This window comes from Candidatus Glassbacteria bacterium, from assembly GCA_019456185.1.
Taxonomy (GTDB): domain Bacteria; phylum Gemmatimonadota; class Glassbacteria; order GWA2-58-10; family GWA2-58-10; genus JAJRTS01.
Map to the genome: position 1 here is coordinate 1 of VRUH01000050.1, position 15,965 is coordinate 15,965.

Sequence of the window (15,965 nt, forward strand, 5' to 3'; positions counted from 1 at the left end):
TGTCGTTCACTGCTGCAAATCTAATAAGAATGGGGCTTAGCCCGCTTTGTTTTTAGTTTAACCGGACACTACTGAATTTTATTAGACGACACCCCGCTACAGATGGGAAACTCAGAACAAATATTCCCCCGGGCTTTATCACCCGGGAGATTTCGGCCACAAGATCCGCTCTGTCTTCCGGTTGGATTATATGAATCAGCACCGCATGGCACAGGACAAAATCGAAATACCCATCCTCGAATGGCAAAGCCTGCCCGCGAGCCAGAGATACCATGCTAAATCCACTCTGCCTGGCAAGCGAGGCCCTTTCCACGGTATTTCGAACACCGCTTTTTTGCGGTTGGCTTTCTTCTGCTTATTGCTCAGAGGGCGGTTTCTTCTGCCCTTGTCCAGTACTCCGCAATAGACCCCGTCTTTACGGCATTGGCGCTTCAACTCATCATTGGCATATGCCTTGTCTGCGAAGATAGAACGTTCATCTTTTGCTGTTTCAATTTTGAAATGGTGAATATCGGCTAAAATGTGTAATCGCCTACAGAGTGGCTGTGCTGCTTGCTCCTTATTTTTCCCACTTGCAAGGTGAGAGCTGGGTTTGGTATATTCGAGGGCGAACCATACTTGATGCTTCTTGACGGAAGTGGAACCCCTAAACTTTGATATGAGGAATGTCGGATAACCGGCAATCTACCGCGTTCTTTTCCAATGACCAGCGAACATTCCAACAACAGCTTATCATCCAAGTCCAGGTTCCTGCTCGGTTGCCTGGCATTCTGGGCGATGGAGACGGCGCTTGCAGGCAGCCCAGCCGCAGAACTGCGCTGGTGGCAGTTTCGCCTGTACGCTTTGGCCTGGTACTCTACGTGGGGCCTGCTGATGGACCAACTTTCGGTTGCGGCTACCAGGCTCATCGGCTTTGTCGAACACAGGTCCTTTGGCACGTTTCAGGCTGTTTTCTACGGTTTCGCCAACGCCCTACTTGTTTTCGGCGGACTCCTGCTGGCCCGACAAGCTCCTCTGTGGCCGGTTTTGCCGGCGCTGGCCACCGAGGTTATCATAGTGCTTATCCTGCGGCGACCGATAATCAACGCAAAGTTCCGCCTACAGGCAGTTCCGGCGATAATATGTTTCAACATCTTGCTGCTTGCCGTCTTTGCGGAGCAACGCGCAGGCACTGCCGCCCTGCTTGCGCCGACGTGGTGGCTGAAAATCCTGATCGCCACGCTGGCCTCCCTGGCGGCATTCAAGCTGCTCTGCCTGGCGTTCCGGAGACTGGCCGCTGGTATTGCTCCCAGAACGGGTGCAGCAGTCGGGGTTTCCCTTGCTCTTCTGCTATGGCTTGCGATCGCATCCGAGAATTTCCTGTACAGGTTCAACAGCTTTTACCCAAGAATTTCCTGCAGGGCCGCGGCGGCAGCAAATCCCGGCGCCGATGCCGCCGGGCATCCGAATATCGTCTTTATCCTGGTCGACTGCCTCCGCGCCGACAGACTGGGCTGTTACGGATACACCCCGGGCACAACGCCTAATATCGACAGTTTCGCCCGCAACGCCGCCGTCTTCACCCGCGCTTACGCCAACACACCCCTGACCAGAGCCAGCGTGGCCACGATGTTCACCGGCTTGTACCCTTTCGAACACGGCGTTCTGACCGGAAGGGATTTCTTTATCCTGCCCGATTCGCTGACAACGTTAGCTGAAACAATGAGCATGGGGGGATACCATACCGCCGCGATGATCGCCGGCAACCCCAACGTTTCTGCCTGGAGCAATTTCGACCAGGGATTCGAAGAGTTCATTTACTTCGACAGCTGGCTGCTGAACAAGCCGTACCTTGTTTTCGCGCTTCAGCAGAGGCCCAATTACATGGACGGGCAACGGCTGACCGACGAGGTTGTGGAATGGCTGGACCGACGAGGTTTTCAGCAACCGTTCATGCTTTATTTGCACTACATGGATACCCACAAGCATTATCACCCTCCGCCCTGGCATCCGGTAATCGAATCCTCAAGCTACGCAGACGGGACCACGCCGGTCGAACTCTACGACAACCAAGTCAGGCTGGTGGACTATGAGTTCGGTAGAGTTATCGAGGCATTAAAAAACAACGGGCTCTACGACAACACAGTCGTAATCCTGACAGCCGATCACGGCGAAAGCTTGGGAGAACACGGCAGGCATGGTCACGGCTCTTCGCTCTACCAGCAACAGATACATGTCCCGCTGATCGTCCGGCTGCCCGGCGAAGAAGGGGGCAAAGTCTGTGACGGGCTCATAGGTCTAATCGACATTCCAGAGCTGGTGCTCGCTGCATTGCGGTACAAGCCTCCCGGTTTCTGCAGCACCCTGCTGAGCCGGGCGGGCGATGAGCATCTGTTTACGGTGTTGCATGGCGAAGACCGGCTGACCACCGCCGTTCTGCAGGGCGATTGGAAACTGCTCCACCGGGAAGCAGGTGAAAACACATGGGAGCTGTATAACCTGGCAACGGATCCTCAGGAAAGCACAAATTTGTACTTTCAAGAAAAAGTCCTGGGAGACATGCTTAGAAAGGCGCTGCTTTCATTCGAGGAGGAAACCGGTGCGGTGGCGGGCAAAAGCGTATCGCGGCAATCCGGGGTCTCCCCGGAGGAGCTCGAGCGCTTGAAGGCGCTGGGTTACATCAAGTAGGCTCCGGCGGATGCTGTCAACTCGGAGCGTCTTCGATCCTTCTTCGTTTCTATCCGGAATCCTTACGTAAAGCCCGGGAAAAACTGATACAGATCAGCAGGATACTTATGCTGAACGGCCCCGCCGTTCAGTTGTCAACTTTGAAAGAATAGCCTGCGCCTAAAAGTTTCAGCCCCCGATCTGTTGACCCCAAAACGCGTTTATTGATTCAAATCAATCTGCATTTTTTTCTAATGATACTCATAGTCATCCAGAGAATTCAATTTAACATCTTCTGGCATATGGTTTTCTCATTGCATTAGTGTGGATACTGACTGCGGGCCAGTATCGGCTTAACCGGGATTATCGCCATTAGTTTTTTTGTTGTATCGATCCTGGATATTAATCTCTTTCCCGGACTGACGTTAGCCATGATACAACCATTAATGACAGAATTCAAGGCCAGGCAATGGCTTATTCACCAGTCGCATATCCTTATTTTCATCCCGGAACCTCTCGATTTTCGACGAGGTAAATGCTATATTGAGTTTCGCATATACAATGAATCTCAATCTTCTTCTGGCGCAGGAGGAAACGATGCACCGTGTTCTGAGCACCTTGATCGTGGCGGCGGCGTTTGCCGGAACGGCATTCGCCCAGGGCAGCGACAGCAAACCAGCGGCCAAAAACAGCCCGTTGCTATATACCATGGAAAGTATCGATGGCCAGAAAGTGGAGCTGGCGAGCTACAAGGGCCGGGTGATCCTGCTGATCAACACCGCCAGCAAGTGCGGGCTGACGCTCCAGTACGGGCCGCTGCAGGCGATTTACAGCATGTACAAAGACAAGGGGTTCGAGGTCCTGGCGTTCCCGGCCAACAATTTCGGCGCCCAGGAGCCGGGCACCGACGAGCAGATCAGGGAGTTCTGCTCTGTCAACTATAATGTCACCTTCCCGCTGTTCTCCAAGGTCTCGGTCAAGGGTGATGACATCTGCCCGCTTTATGCCTATCTTACCAGCGAAGAGACCAACCCCGGCTTCGCCGGCGAGATTCCCTGGAATTTCACCAAGTTCCTGGTGGACCGTCGCGGCAAAGTGGTGGCCCGGTTCGAGCCGAGAACCACACCCGATGACGAGAAAGTGACCGCGGCGATCGAGAAGGAACTGGCCGCGAAATAACGCCGCTTCCGCGGCTGGGCCGGAGGTTTTTCCGCTACCGATTCGCGCGGGTTGATGCCATGAGCGGTTCAGCGCAGGAAAATTCTCCCGGCCGGATTCCCTCCCGCAGCCTGCTGGCGGTGGCCGCGCTCTATTTGGCGGTTACCTTGCCCTTCCTGGGCGGACCCGCCCTGTTCGACCCCGACGAGGGCTATTATCCTGAGACCGCCCGCGAGATGATCGCGGGGGGAGACTGGCTGGACCCGGTGTTCAACGGCGCTCCGCGCTGGGGCAAACCGGTGGGGTTCTACCTGGCCGATGCCGTCTCGATGAGCGCGCTCGGCACCAGCGAGTTCGCCGCGCGTCTCCCCAGCCTGCTCGCCGGGCTTGGCCTGGCCCTGGTCACGGCGCTGATCGGGGCCGCCCTGTTCGGCCCCGGGACAGGTGTGCTGGCCGGGGTGTTCTGCGCCTCTGCTGTCCAGACCGCCCTCTACAGCCGCTCAGCCGTTCCGGACATGTTTCTCGCCCTTTTCGTGGCTCTTTCCCTGCTGGCTTTCCTTCGCGCCACTCTCGGCCGTAACAGGCCCGGCGGTCCCTGGCTCTGGGTCATGTATCTCTCGGCGGGGCTGGCGTTTCTCTCCAAGGGTCCCCTGGGCGCGATCCTGCCCGCGATCGTAATCGGCTCGTTTCTGCCGGCCGCCAGGCAATGGCGCAGATTTATCGAACTCAAACCCCTGCGCGGCCTCCTGCTGTTCCTGGCGGTCGTCACTCCCTGGTATGTATACATGTATTCGCTCCACGGCCGGGATTTCATGGTCGAGCATTTTATCGGCCGCAACCTCGAGCGCTATTTCACCGACCGCTGGGAGCACTCCGGTCCGCTGTGGTACTACGTTCCCGTGCTGGCGGCCGGGACATTCCCCTGGACCGTGGCGTTTGTCGCCGGGCTTGTTTCATCGGCGCGCGGCGCGATCTCCCGCAGCCGGCTGGACAGATCGCACCTGTTCCTGCTCTGCTGGCTGCTCGGCATGCTGGTATTCTTCAGCTTCAGCCGCAGCAAACTGCCGAACTATGTCCTCCCCCTGTATCCCGCCGCGCTGGTGATTGCCGCCAGACTGGTCAGCCGCCTGAACGAACAGGGCGCGCGGGTCCGCGGTCTGGCGATTGCCTGGACGACCTCGGCGGTGGCGGCGCTGCTGGTAACTGTCGGGGCCGGTATCCTGAGCCGCAAGCTCGGCGAACCGCAGTTCGTGCTCCTGCTCTGGCTCTCCCCGCTGGCGCTGATCGCAGCCGCGGCTGCCCTGGTTCACCTCGGACGGGGAGGTATCCGCAACTGGGCCTGGGGCTGCGCGCTGGCGATGGCCGTGTTTTTCGCTGTGCTCACCGGCGCGGCGATCCCCCGGCTGGACAGTCTGCAGGCTGTCCGTCAGCTAGCGGCCGACAGCCAGGGCCTGCTGCCGCCCGGTGAAAATGTCGCCGCCTGGCGGGTCTGGAGCCCCTCGTTTCTGTTCTACACCGGTACGCGGGCCTATCGGTTCAATCCCGAGGAGGAAAGCTGGCCGCCTGACTCTGCTCCTGGAATCGAGTGGGTGCTGACAAGACCGTCAGCCGTGGTAGAGGTCGAGCGGATAACCGGCAAGCGGCCTTCGCTCGTACTCGGGCGCGACCGTTTCGTCCTGCTGCGTCTGGAAGCGGAATGAACCCCATCTGGATCGAAGTGTATAATGTTCATTGACTTATCAGTCGAGTTTGAACATATTGATCGACTTCGGGCCAGTCGTTCAACGCCAGTCCCGGCAAGGAGATAACTTGAAAACTTCACAGGGGCAGCACATGAACCTGAGAAAAGCCAGGAACCCCTACGTCTACGCCAGCGCCACCATCCTCGGCCTGCTGCTGGTGGGCTGGCTGTTCGGCCAGCTGATGGCTACCAGCGACAACACCTACAAACGGCTGCTGCTGCTGCAGGATGTGGTCAACCAGGTAAGCCTGCGCTATGTCGACAATATCCCGGCCGACAACCTGTACCACCGCGCCGTGGAGGGCCTGCTCGACGGGCTCGATCCATATACCGAGCTGATCCCGGCCGAGGATTACGAGCGGTTCAAGGAAATCCAGGTCAGAAGCGAGTATGTCGGCACCGGCATGTCGATCTCGCGGACCGCGGAACAGATCGTGGTGATGAATGTCTACCCCGGCTCATCGGCCTACCGCAAGGGGATTCAGCCCGGCGACCGGATTATCAGGATCAACAACGAATCGACCCGCAACTGGACTACCGAGCAGGTGTCGTTGCGGATCCTGGGCGAGCAGGGCTCACACGTGGAGGTTACGGTCAGCCGTCACGGAGCCGAGGAGCCGCTGAAATTCACCCTGACCCGCAAACCGGTGGTGGTGCCCACGGTCACCAGGCATTTCATGCTCGATGCCACCACCGGCTACATCCGCCTGGCCACGTTCACCGAACGTTCCGCCGCCGAGCTGCGCCAGCACCTCCAGGAACTGCTCGACCAGGGGATGAAATCGCTGGTGCTCGACCTGCGTGACAACTCGGGCGGTCTGACCGATGCGGCGATCAAAATCTGCGAGCTGTTCATGGATGGCCGCCAGTTGATCGTCGCGATCAAGAGCCGTCACCCCGAGGAGAGCAGCAGCTTTTTCTCCGACGGGAAACCGCTGCTCAAGGATGGGCGGCTGGCGGTGCTGATCAACGAGTTTACCGCATCCAGCAGCGAGATCCTGGCCGGTGCGCTGCAGGACCACGACCGCGCGGTGATCGTGGGCCAGAATTCCTACGGCAAGGGTCTGGTTCAGACCACCTATCCGCTGAAAAGCGGCGACGTGCTCAAGATCACCACCGCGCGCTATTACACTCCCAGCGGGCGTAATATCCAGCGGGAATTTTTCAGCCGGGTGCAGAGGCTCCAGGACGATCCCGACAATCCAGCCGCCGATGAGGAAATCCAGGCCGTGTTCGAGACCGACATGGGCCGCGAGGTGCTGGGCGGCGGCGGAATCGCTCCCGATGTCAAGGTGAAGATGGACAGCGCCTCTGTCGATCCCTACGTGGTCAGGCTCAACAGCCACACGTTCGATTTCGCGGTCGCCTACAAGAGCATGAACCCTGGCCTGTCCCAGCCGTTCAAGGCCGACAGGAAGATTTACGATGCGTTCGTGAGTTATCTCGAGGCCAAGGAATTCAAGCTGGACCGCACGAAGACGGAAAGTTACCGCGGCTATATTACCGACTACCTGCTGACCTACCGTATCGCCGAGGTGGCCTGGGACGATAACGCCGCCTACCGGATGGTGGCCATGGAAGACGCGCAGCTTTCCCGCGCGCTGGAGGTACTGGGCAGCGCCTCCAGCCAGAAAGAGATTCTGCGGCGCTTGAGCGAGGAGGCTTCCGAGTGAGCGACAACAAGAACACCGCTGTCGCCGGTACGCTGGAAAAACTGGGCGAGCGACGGTCGGATTTCTGGTGGAACCTGGTCTACTTCCTGATCCTGGCAATCGCGATCGGGTTCGTGCTGGTCAACAACGACCTCGCCAGTATTATCAGCCCGGCCGGGATCGGAATCCTGGCCGTCCTGGGAGTGCTGGAACTCTACCCCACGTTCTACCTGGTCAAGCTGGTGCTGCGCTTAAAAAACGGCAGGCGCGATTCCTGAACCACGCTTGACAGATATTTGAGCAGCCGAAGGCGGGGTATGCACTCCGCCTTTTTCAGTCTATCCTTTTCGGCCAGTACATATAACGTTCGTAGTAGCCCAGCAAGTTGCCGTCCCGGTCGCGGATAGCACGCATGAATGTCCGTTGACGGTTCTCCGGGTCTTCCCCCTGGCGCTCGGTTATCTGGACCTCGACCTCGCCGGCCTTGAGCCGTTCGAGCACCTCCTCCATTATGCGGCCGGACTCTTCCTTGTGGCAGTCGAACAGCGACTTGCCCAGCAGCGCTTCCCCGCCCTCGAACAGATCGATCGCAGCCTGGTTCATATAGAGCACCATGTGGTCCGTGTCCGTAATCACCACCGGGTCGGGAATTCCGCAGACAAAAGCTTCCAGTAATTTTTCCATTCCCATTTCGCCTGTTCTCCCAACTGTGATATGGTAAGGGCCCGTCGGAGGCGGCGGGCCCTTTGGATTCTCTGTCGTCTGCCCGGAAACGGCGTGTCCGCTCAGGGCCACTGGTGCTCCGGTGCTCCGGCCACCGGGATCACTATCAACTGGCTCAGCGCCTCATTCTCGCCCAGCAGGATATACCTGCCGTCCTCGGTGGCGGCCACCGTGGCGATCTGGAACCCGCGCCAAGGCAGCTCGGCGGCCACTTCGGGGACGTTGAGCGGCACTCGCGGGTTGCCCAGGTCGATATAGTCGCCCGATTCGGTGTTGTAAACGAACAGGTGGGCGTAAGCGGGCAGCGCGCCGGCCACGCCGTACAGCCTGCCGTCCGCGCCGAAAGCCAGTCCGGGCATGCGCGGACTCATGATCGGTTTGCCGAGATTGGTTACCCGCAGCGTTTCGGGATCGATCCTGAACAACTGGCCATCACCGGCATTGCCGCCGTAGATCGTACCGTCGGGGGCCACCGCCCAGCTATCGGCCCGGCCCAGGGGGCGGCGGCCCCAGACTGTGGGCAGCTCCTCCTCGATCGTGACCAGTTTCGCGGTGGAGGGATCGTAGTAGAACAATTCGTTAATCGGCCGGCTGCCCCACACACGGCCCTGTTTATCGACAGCCAGGGCGCGGCTGAGCACGTCCTCCTCGGTTAGCGCGTATGAGTGGTAGCGGCCGTGCTGCGTGGGTGTAATCGCGGTCTCGTCGAATACTTTCACCTGCCCGCTGGCGATATCGTAGGTAAAGAACTTGCCGTGCGGGAACGTGATTCCGTAGAGCATGTTCCGCTTCGGGTCGGCTGTCAGCGCGAACACGCCCTCGCCCTCCACCGGCGTCCCCAGGTCCTCGACGGCAAACCCGGACCCGTCGAACGTGAACCTGACCAGGTGACCGCCCGCGCCCTCGTCATCGGCGACCGTGCCCGCGTAGAACCTGTCCTCAACCCGGCCGAAGCCGCTCCTGATCTCCCGCTGCCCCGGGATATCCGCAGCGAGGTCGTGGGCCACCTTGAGTACCTGTTCGCTCAGGCTGACCGCGAACAGGTACGGACTCAGCCCCTCCTCGGCGCTGGTCCCGCCAATCGCCCAGTCGCCCCGGGCGGTCAGCGATGTTATCCGGTTACGGTAGATCGGCAGCCGCAGCCGGGGACCGGGATTCTCCAGCGAGACCTCTACCGCGAAACCGCCCTGGGGTGAAAAGAACCGGTACTCCGCCTGCGCCAGCTGTGTTACCAGCAGGCAGGCGGCTCCTGTCAACAGCAGCTTTTTAAGCATCGACTCTCCCATTGCCCTGAATGGTTTGGTGATTGCAATTGACTGAAAGTTTTTATTCGCTTATTTCCTTGTCGGGATTGAAGATCAGCATGAACGGCCTGCTGGCGCCCGATTCGCCCATCTGCGCCGCGTCCTCTGCCCGTCGCCGTCCACAGAAATACATGTTGCCGTATTCGTCCTTGACGTCGCAGCCGGTCACCTCGCTGACCACATCGATCGGGAACTTGAGCACGACCCTGCGCGCGCGCGTCTCCGGGTCGTACTCCATCAGCAGGGTGGTATCCTTGACCACATACCGGCCATGACCGCCGACAAAATAGTAAAGCTTGCCGTTGTCGCCGAAGGCGCTGTTGGGCGAATATCCCGGCGGCGGCAGCTCGGTGTTCTCGACCGTGGGACCCAGGGCCTCGATTGTCCCGATTCCGCGGCGCTGGGGATGGAACGCCACCAGCATGTTGCTGTAGGTGATCAGGTAGATAATCCCGCGGACCGGGTCTTTGGCGTAAGTTGGAATCCCGGTGACAATCTGGGGTCCCGTGGTGCCGGGAAACCAGGGCACGCTCTCCCGGCTGAACAGGATCCGCCCCGAGTCGCGCTCGTACTTTACCAGCCGCTGACGCCAGTCCACGTAATAACCGTTGCCCCAGCGGTCGCTGAACATGCAACGCGGCACGTGGTCGCTGCCCACGCGGCCCAGGTCGCGGAGGTCATTGCGGCGGGGGTCGAAGAGCAGCAGGTGCACCGACGGGTAGCTGACCCCGTAGATCAAGCCGCCCACCAGGTCCATCGCGATATCCTTGATACTCTCGTTGGGCAGACCCGTGCCGAGGTTCTCCATCCGCTCGGTGGCGGGGTCCCAGGCCAGCAGCATCCCGCTGTAGTATCCCTGCGGGTGGTTCATCAGGTATTCTTCACGGCCCTCGCCCCCGTCGGTGGCGAAATACATTCTCCCGTCGGCCCCTTCCAGGATCTGGGTATGCACCTTGCCCTGCCACTGCCAGTGGCGAAGGTTGGCCAGCTCGGGAATAAACCCCACCAGCCGCATCCGCTCCGCTGGCACGTCGTACTCGAACAGGCCGACCTTGTCGCGGTGGTTGGTGACCCCGATATAGACTTTGCGGTGGCGGGTGCTGTAGCCGATCGAGCGCCAGGTGCTGTGGGCGTCCGGAAACTGGGGGTACTGCACGAACCTGACATTGTCCATCGTGATCTCAGCTACCGCCGGTGCAGCCGGAGCAGTCAGGCAGGCGAGGAAGATCAGCAGAACTGTCATCCTTCCGGAAGATCGTTTCATGGCCTCAGTCCAACGCTTTCTCGGGGTTGAATACGATCATAAACGGCCGGCTGGCGCCCGACTCGCCCATCATCGCCGCACGTGTGTCGCGCCGCCGCCCGCAGAAATACATGTTGCCGCCGCTGTCGGTGACCCCGTGGCCGGTGACCTCGCTGATCGTAGTCAGGGGAAAGCGCAGCACGATCTTCTTGGTGCGCTTGTCCGGGTCGAACTCCATCAGCGCCGCCTGGTCCTCGAGCGCATACTGGCCGTGGCCGCCGATAAAGTAGTAGAGCTTGCCGTTGTGGCCCAGCGCCAGGTTTGGGCAGTAGTAGTCATAGGGCGCCTTGTCGCCGTCGAACACGCCGCCCAGGTCGACCATCCTGCCGAACCCTAGCCGGCGGGGGTAGTATGCGACCACTTTGGAGCCATAGGTGACAAGGTAGATCACCCCGGTCTTGCCGTCCTCGGCGAACGCGGTGATCCCGGTGATTACCTTGTTGCCCGGCGTTCCCTCGAACATCGGCACAGCTTCGGCGTTGAACAGCAGTTGGCCGGTGTCGTGCTCGTATTTGATCAGCCGCTGCCGCCAGTCCACGTAGTACATGTTGCCGAACTTGTCGCTGAACAGCACGCGCGGGACATGGTCGCTGCCCATGCGGCCGAGGTCGCGGAGGTCGTTCCGTTTATGGTCGTAGAGCAGAAGGTGGGCCTGGGGATAGGAGACACCCAGGATATTGCCGTTGAGCCTGTCGATAGTGACGTCCTTGATACTCTCGTAATGCAGGCCGTTGCCCAGGTTGGTGAACCGGTCGTGGGCCGGGTCCCAGCGCATGAAATAGCCGCCGTTGTAGCCCTGGGGATGGTTCATCAGGTACTCTTCGCGGCTCTCGCCCCCGTCGGTGCTGAAATACATCGCCCCGTCCGGACCCTCGGTGATTCTGCTGTGGACCTTGCCCTGCCACTGCCATTCCCGCAAGTGGGCCAGCTCCGGGAGGAATCCCAGCCGGCGCATGCTGTCGGCGGCGATATCGAACTCGAACAGCCCCACCTTGTCGCGGTGGTTGGTAACACCGATAAAAACCCGGTGGTAGCGGCTGCTGTAGCCGATCGACCCCCATGTGGAATGCGCATCGGGGAAATCCGGGTATTCGATAAACCTGATATTGTCCGTCGTGATCTCCGCCGCCGCGGTCGAAACACCCACGCCCAGCGAAAGGATCGCCAGCAGCGCGGACAGAACTGTCGGTCTCATCGGCCGTCTCCTGATCCTGGTTGGAATTTCAGCAGAATATTTTTCCTGAAATTTCTGTTCGATCCGGCCCGTTCGCCTGGCCGGCTATTGTCACAACGTGCGATTGGCAGTAAATTGGAACCTGAAAAAACCGTCTGTTTATTAGACTTCTACGGAGATTCCGAATCTAAACTCCGTCTGTCGGCCTGTCAATCTACTGTGGCGCCGGTAACCTTACAATCCGGGAGATTTTACCGTGAAGCCGTCGATCAACTGTTTCGCAGTCCTGATTTGCCTGTCGGTTTTGTTGCCCCCCGCGGTCAATGCCCTGCCCTCCTCGACCGAACCCGTGCTGGAGTGCGGGACCGCCAATCCCACCGGGGACAAACCCCAGAGCAAGGTCTGGTTCGCCGAGGGCAGCTGGTGGGCCTGGCTGCCCTCGGGAAACGGCGGCAGCCGGCTTTGGCGGCGTGGAGCCGACGGGAGTTGGCAGTCGGATGCCAAACTGGCAGAGGTGTTGGAGAAATTGCCGGGCCGGGCGGATGTTTACGCCGCCGGGAACCTGGCGGTTGCCGCGCTGGTTGACGGCCGCAGGATGGCGGTTGTCGCCCTGAGTTGGAGTGAGGAGAACGACAGCTACGGCCTGCTGGCCCCTCCGCTGCAATGGGAGGAGAAAGGCGAGGTCGAAACGGTCACGATCGACCGCGACGCGGTGGGCTTTTTCTGGATCGCCTACCCGGCCGACAGCGCCGACGCCCGGCGGATCGTTACCAGGATTATCCCGCCCAGGTTCAATCGCACCGGCCCCCCGGTGGTGATCGCCGATGACGTCAGCCGGGACGATATCTGCGTGGTGATCAAGATGAACGGGGCGGTCGGGGTGCTGTGGTCGAACCAGAACACCGAGATGATCCTCTACAGCCGCCACCAGGCGGGCACCCCGGTGGGAGACTGGTGGGATGCCGATACTGTCGCCGCGGGAGGTAAAACCGCCGACGACCACCTCAATTTCTGCAAACCGAGGGTGAGGTCGGGCGAACCCGAGGAGGTCCGCCTGTTTGCCGCCACCAAGACCAGCCTGGACGAGGTCGGCAAGCCGCTGCTGGCCGCGCGGGTGTTCAACGAGGACAAGGTCTGGACCACTGTCGATTTCGCCGAGTTGAGCGAAACCGGCGAGCCCTCGCGGCCGGTTGCCCTCTGGCTCGGAAACCACCCGGCGATTGCGTACACGGTTTACGGGAAGCGCGGAAGCGACGGCGGCCGGGACAACAGGATCGAAATCCAGCACTTTGTCCCGACAGGCACGAGCACCTCGGGCAAACCGGTTACCCTGCTGGGTCCGCTGCCGGAGCTAAACGACGTCACCGGACCCAAATCCGAGCCGGCGGTGATCCCTGTGCTGCTGCTGGCCTCGGACAACGAGGGCCGGGTCTGGGAGTTGTTTGTCGAGCAGGACGGGGAGACCGGGGGCAAGAACCGGGGGCCGGGCGGCGGAGCCGGGGGCGGTGAAGGAAAGAAAAATACCGGCGGCGGGAACTGAACTGGAAATCCCGTTTCCACCGCCGGTTCAAGAATTCGTTATGTGGTGAAATCTACTTCAGGAACGTCAGCCCCACGGTGAATTTGACGTCCGGGCTGTCGCCCACGCCGAACTTGACCTCGCCGAAAAATTTGGTCGTGTCGCCGATCTTGGTTTCGATTCCGCCCAGCAGGTTCAGCCCGACCTCGGTCTCCGTTTTATCGGCCTTGCCCGCTTTGGCGTCCCAGTTGACAATATTGATCCCCAGGCCGCCGCCGGCGTAAGGAGTCCAGCGCTCGCGGGGCTTGAACAGGTAGAACACCTCCGGGTTGATCGCCACCAGGGTTGCGTTGTCGCCGAAACCGATCTCGATATTCGGCTGCAGCCTGACCCGCTCGGCGATATCGCCCAGGTCGAGATGAAAACCGACGTGGATCTGCTCCGGGTCCAGGGTCACTCCCGCGCGGCCGCCCCAGCCGAGCACGTAATCTCTGGCCCCGGCAGGCTGGGCCGCCAGCAGGCAGATCATCGCCACGATTGGTAACAAGAGCTTTCTGCACATAAGTTCTCCTTACTGTTTGGTTTCCTCGTCGAGGGGGAAATCAATATAATCTCTCCGCAACTCATAGTCAATCAAGCCCATTACAGGCGTAGCTTTGCACGTAAATCTCCCATCACCGGATAAAATCTCTTTATCCCGCTTACCCCGTGGCTTATCTTGCAGTTCCCGTTCCTGTTAGTTGGCCGATATCCGCGAGGCGTTAAGATGGGATTTATCGATTACCTGATCATTGTTGTTTATCTGCTCGCGATGCTGGCTATCGGGCTGGAGCAGGGAGAAAATGTACCGAACCTGGTACAAGACCCTGCCCAACGACTGATGAAAGGAGCAAACCGGTGCCGCGCAAGTTTCTGATCATCCAGCAGATCGCCCACGAGGACGCCGGTGTGTTCGGGGCGATGGTGTCCGGGGGCGGGTTCGAGAAGGTGCTGGCGAAAATGCACGAAGGACAGCCGGTGCCCCCGGATCCCCGTGAGTTCGCCGGGATCCTGGTGATGGGCGGCCCGATGAATGTCGATCAGACCGGGCGCTACCCCTGGCTGACCGGCCAGCTCGGGCTGATCGCCGCCGCCGCGCGGGAAAACGTACCCGTGCTTGGAATCTGCCTCGGTTCGCATCTGGCCGCCGCGGCGCTGGGTGCCCGGGTCTATGCGGGCCAGAAACCCGAAATCGGCTGGTTCGGCGTCGACTTGACCGCGGAGGCTGAAACCGATAAGCTGTTGATGGGGTTTCCGGCCAGTCTCGATGTTTTCCAGTGGCACGGCCAGACATTCGACTTGCCGGACGGCGCAGTGCTGCTGGCCGGATCGGAGTCGTTTCCCCACCAGGCGTTCCGCGCCGCGGATTGTGTCTGGGGCATCCAGTTCCATCTGGAGGTTACAGAAGCCCATGTCCGCAACTGGCTGGAGGTCAACCGGGATGAGGTGTCCTCGGCGGGAGTAGACGCCGAGGCCGTAATCGCGGAAACGGATGTGCGCCTGAGCCGAATCGCTCCGCTGGCCGGGAGTCTGTTCGGGCGCTTTCTCGATATCTGCCGCGGCGCGCAAACCTGATCAAGCAGACAACCGAGTCTCGCAACCTTTCGCCTGGAGTCGTTCGATGAACCAGTTGAGTGGAAAAGTAGCCGTTGTCACCGGCGGCGGGACCGGGATCGGTAAGGCGATCGCGGCCCGGTTTGTCGCCGAGGGCGCGCAGGTGGTGATCTGCGGCAGGCGGGTGGACAAGCTGGAACAGGCGGCCGCGGAGATCGCCGGCGGCGGAGACAACCCGCTGGCCCTGCAGTGCGATGTCACCGACCAGGCGCAAATCCTGGGCCTGGCCAAGACCGTGACCAACCGGTTCGAGGGAATCGACGTGCTGGTCAACAACGCGGGCGTGATGCGGTTCGACGAGTTGGCGGTGGCGACAGACCAGCAATACGAGCTGATGATGAAAACCAATGTCTGGGCGCCCTGGCGCTGCGGCACGGCAGTGATTCCGCACATGATCAAGCGCGGCGGCGGCTCGATTATCACGATCAGCTCGGTGGCCGGCCTGCGGCCCCTGCCGGGCGCCGGACTATACTGCACAAGCAAGGCGGCCGTGCAGATGCTGACCCAGACCATGGCGCTGGAACACGCCGCCGACCAGATCAGGGTCAATGTCATCTGCCCGGCTGTTGTCGAGGGCACCGAGCTGCCGGTTCCGATCGTCGGCGAGGACGGCGTGGCGGATTTCTACAACAAGCTGCGGGTATGCCATCCGCTGGGACGCAACGGCCGGCCGGAGGATATCGCCGAGACAGCGCTGTACCTGGCCAGCGACGCCAGCCGCTGGGTGACCGGCGTTATCCTGCCGGTGGACGGCGGCCGGATGCTGACCTCGAACCGCCCCAAGATAACCTGAGCTGTCTGGCGCGGGTTACCGGTCAAGTGGTTTATAGCGGTCGCAATGGTGGATTTTTACGCTGGCGGGCTGCTTGCAGCTGTTGAAACACGCGCGGCACATCTGGTTGACCGGCTCGGCGGCTTCCGCGCCGGACGCACGGTCCTCCTGCGCCCGGCGGATATGATCCCGGCGCAGTTCCGCACCGATTCTCTCCAGTTCGCGGGACACTTCCTCCAGCTCGCGCCTGTCGCGCTGGACCTGTTCCCTGAGCCTGTCGTATTCAGCGTCCGTACCGGCCATCTTCGCCCCCTTTCGAC

General features: G+C 60.5%; 15 protein-coding genes. 8 read left to right on the forward strand and 7 right to left on the reverse strand.

Annotated elements, in window-relative coordinates; genetic code table 11:
* Nucleotides 1–52: 52 nt before the first annotated feature.
* Nucleotides 53–274 (reverse strand): class I SAM-dependent methyltransferase, encoded by a 222-nt coding sequence (locus FVQ81_14645; protein ID MBW7997778.1) that lies wholly within the window; start codon nucleotides 272–274, stop codon nucleotides 53–55.
* 428 nt (nucleotides 275–702) lie between these two features.
* Here FVQ81_14645 and FVQ81_14650 point away from each other — a divergent pair, with 428 nt between their 5' ends.
* The 5 genes from FVQ81_14650 (at nucleotide 703) to FVQ81_14670 (ending at nucleotide 7,475) form a co-directional block, all read left to right on the forward strand.
* A complete protein-coding gene (locus FVQ81_14650) occupies nucleotides 703–2,667 on the forward strand; it encodes a sulfatase-like hydrolase/transferase (protein MBW7997779.1) in 1,965 nt (654 codons plus the stop codon).
* Between the two features lie 576 nt (nucleotides 2,668–3,243).
* Nucleotides 3,244–3,825 (forward strand): glutathione peroxidase, encoded by a 582-nt coding sequence (locus FVQ81_14655; GenBank protein MBW7997780.1) that lies wholly within the window; start codon nucleotides 3,244–3,246, stop codon nucleotides 3,823–3,825.
* A 59-nt stretch (nucleotides 3,826–3,884) separates the two neighbouring features.
* Nucleotides 3,885–5,504 carry a glycosyltransferase family 39 protein gene (locus FVQ81_14660; protein ID MBW7997781.1) on the forward strand — a complete coding sequence of 540 codons (1,620 nt, stop codon included), beginning with the start codon at nucleotides 3,885–3,887 and terminating at the stop codon, nucleotides 5,502–5,504.
* 133 nt (nucleotides 5,505–5,637) lie between these two features.
* The gene (locus tag FVQ81_14665; GenBank protein MBW7997782.1) at nucleotides 5,638–7,218 is read left to right on the forward strand and encodes a S41 family peptidase; all 1,581 of its coding nucleotides are present in this window, start codon (nucleotides 5,638–5,640) and stop codon (nucleotides 7,216–7,218) included.
* Nucleotides 7,215–7,475: a hypothetical protein gene (locus FVQ81_14670; protein MBW7997783.1), complete on the forward strand. Its 261-nt coding sequence runs from the start codon at nucleotides 7,215–7,217 to the stop codon at nucleotides 7,473–7,475. The genes FVQ81_14665 and FVQ81_14670 overlap by 4 nt, the downstream gene beginning before the upstream one ends.
* Nucleotides 7,476–7,530: 55 nt before the next feature.
* Here FVQ81_14670 and FVQ81_14675 read toward each other — a convergent pair whose 3' ends face one another.
* The 4 genes from FVQ81_14675 to FVQ81_14690 form a co-directional block, all read right to left on the reverse strand.
* Nucleotides 7,531–7,887 (reverse strand): PAS domain-containing protein, encoded by a 357-nt coding sequence (locus FVQ81_14675; protein MBW7997784.1) that lies wholly within the window; start codon nucleotides 7,885–7,887, stop codon nucleotides 7,531–7,533.
* Between the two features lie 95 nt (nucleotides 7,888–7,982).
* Nucleotides 7,983–9,194: an SMP-30/gluconolactonase/LRE family protein gene (locus FVQ81_14680; GenBank protein MBW7997785.1), complete on the reverse strand. Its 1,212-nt coding sequence runs from the start codon at nucleotides 9,192–9,194 to the stop codon at nucleotides 7,983–7,985.
* A 52-nt stretch (nucleotides 9,195–9,246) separates the two neighbouring features.
* On the reverse strand, nucleotides 9,247–10,467 hold the full coding sequence (locus tag FVQ81_14685) for a hypothetical protein (protein MBW7997786.1): 1,221 nt from the start codon (nucleotides 10,465–10,467) through the stop codon (nucleotides 9,247–9,249).
* 25 nt (nucleotides 10,468–10,492) lie between these two features.
* Nucleotides 10,493–11,722: a hypothetical protein gene (locus FVQ81_14690; protein ID MBW7997787.1), complete on the reverse strand. Its 1,230-nt coding sequence runs from the start codon at nucleotides 11,720–11,722 to the stop codon at nucleotides 10,493–10,495.
* 235 nt (nucleotides 11,723–11,957) lie between these two features.
* On the opposite strand from FVQ81_14690, the gene FVQ81_14695 reads away from it, so the two are divergent.
* On the forward strand, nucleotides 11,958–13,241 hold the full coding sequence (locus FVQ81_14695; protein ID MBW7997788.1) for a hypothetical protein: 1,284 nt from the start codon (nucleotides 11,958–11,960) through the stop codon (nucleotides 13,239–13,241).
* A gap of 52 nt (nucleotides 13,242–13,293) precedes the next feature.
* Here FVQ81_14695 and FVQ81_14700 read toward each other — a convergent pair whose 3' ends face one another.
* Nucleotides 13,294–13,782 carry a hypothetical protein gene (locus FVQ81_14700; GenBank protein ID MBW7997789.1) on the reverse strand — a complete coding sequence of 163 codons (489 nt, stop codon included), beginning with the start codon at nucleotides 13,780–13,782 and terminating at the stop codon, nucleotides 13,294–13,296.
* Between the two features lie 335 nt (nucleotides 13,783–14,117).
* Between FVQ81_14700 and FVQ81_14705 the strand changes: the two genes are divergently transcribed.
* Nucleotides 14,118–14,834: a type 1 glutamine amidotransferase gene (locus tag FVQ81_14705; GenBank protein MBW7997790.1), complete on the forward strand. Its 717-nt coding sequence runs from the start codon at nucleotides 14,118–14,120 to the stop codon at nucleotides 14,832–14,834.
* A 46-nt stretch (nucleotides 14,835–14,880) separates the two neighbouring features.
* Entirely contained in the window at nucleotides 14,881–15,666 is a 786-nt protein-coding gene (locus tag FVQ81_14710) for an SDR family oxidoreductase (GenBank protein MBW7997791.1), read from the forward strand.
* 15 nt (nucleotides 15,667–15,681) lie between these two features.
* Here the strand turns inward: FVQ81_14710 and FVQ81_14715 are convergent, their stop codons facing one another.
* Complete coding sequence (locus tag FVQ81_14715; GenBank protein MBW7997792.1) at nucleotides 15,682–15,948, reverse strand: hypothetical protein; 267 nt, start codon at nucleotides 15,946–15,948, stop codon at nucleotides 15,682–15,684.
* Between the last annotated feature and the right edge of the window lie 17 nt (nucleotides 15,949–15,965).

Excerpts from the sequence above, each read along its gene's own strand:
- FVQ81_14660 (MBW7997781.1), top strand. The coding sequence starts at position 3,885 with ATGAGCGGTTCAGCGCAGGAAAATTCTCCCGGCCGGATTCCCTCCCGC.
- FVQ81_14665 (MBW7997782.1), top strand. The coding sequence starts at position 5,638 with ATGAACCTGAGAAAAGCCAGGAACCCCTACGTCTACGCCAGCGCCACC.
- FVQ81_14700 (MBW7997789.1), bottom strand. The coding sequence starts at position 13,782 with ATGTGCAGAAAGCTCTTGTTACCAATCGTGGCGATGATCTGCCTGCTG.
- FVQ81_14710 (MBW7997791.1), top strand. The coding sequence starts at position 14,881 with ATGAACCAGTTGAGTGGAAAAGTAGCCGTTGTCACCGGCGGCGGGACC.
- FVQ81_14650 (MBW7997779.1), top strand. The coding sequence starts at position 703 with ATGACCAGCGAACATTCCAACAACAGCTTATCATCCAAGTCCAGGTTC.
- FVQ81_14690 (MBW7997787.1), bottom strand. The coding sequence starts at position 11,722 with ATGAGACCGACAGTTCTGTCCGCGCTGCTGGCGATCCTTTCGCTGGGC.
- FVQ81_14675 (MBW7997784.1), bottom strand. The coding sequence starts at position 7,887 with ATGGGAATGGAAAAATTACTGGAAGCTTTTGTCTGCGGAATTCCCGAC.
- FVQ81_14680 (MBW7997785.1), bottom strand. The coding sequence starts at position 9,194 with ATGCTTAAAAAGCTGCTGTTGACAGGAGCCGCCTGCCTGCTGGTAACA.
- FVQ81_14645 (MBW7997778.1), bottom strand. The coding sequence starts at position 274 with ATGGTATCTCTGGCTCGCGGGCAGGCTTTGCCATTCGAGGATGGGTAT.
- FVQ81_14715 (MBW7997792.1), bottom strand. The coding sequence starts at position 15,948 with ATGGCCGGTACGGACGCTGAATACGACAGGCTCAGGGAACAGGTCCAG.
- FVQ81_14685 (MBW7997786.1), bottom strand. The coding sequence starts at position 10,467 with ATGACAGTTCTGCTGATCTTCCTCGCCTGCCTGACTGCTCCGGCTGCA.
- FVQ81_14655 (MBW7997780.1), top strand. The coding sequence starts at position 3,244 with ATGCACCGTGTTCTGAGCACCTTGATCGTGGCGGCGGCGTTTGCCGGA.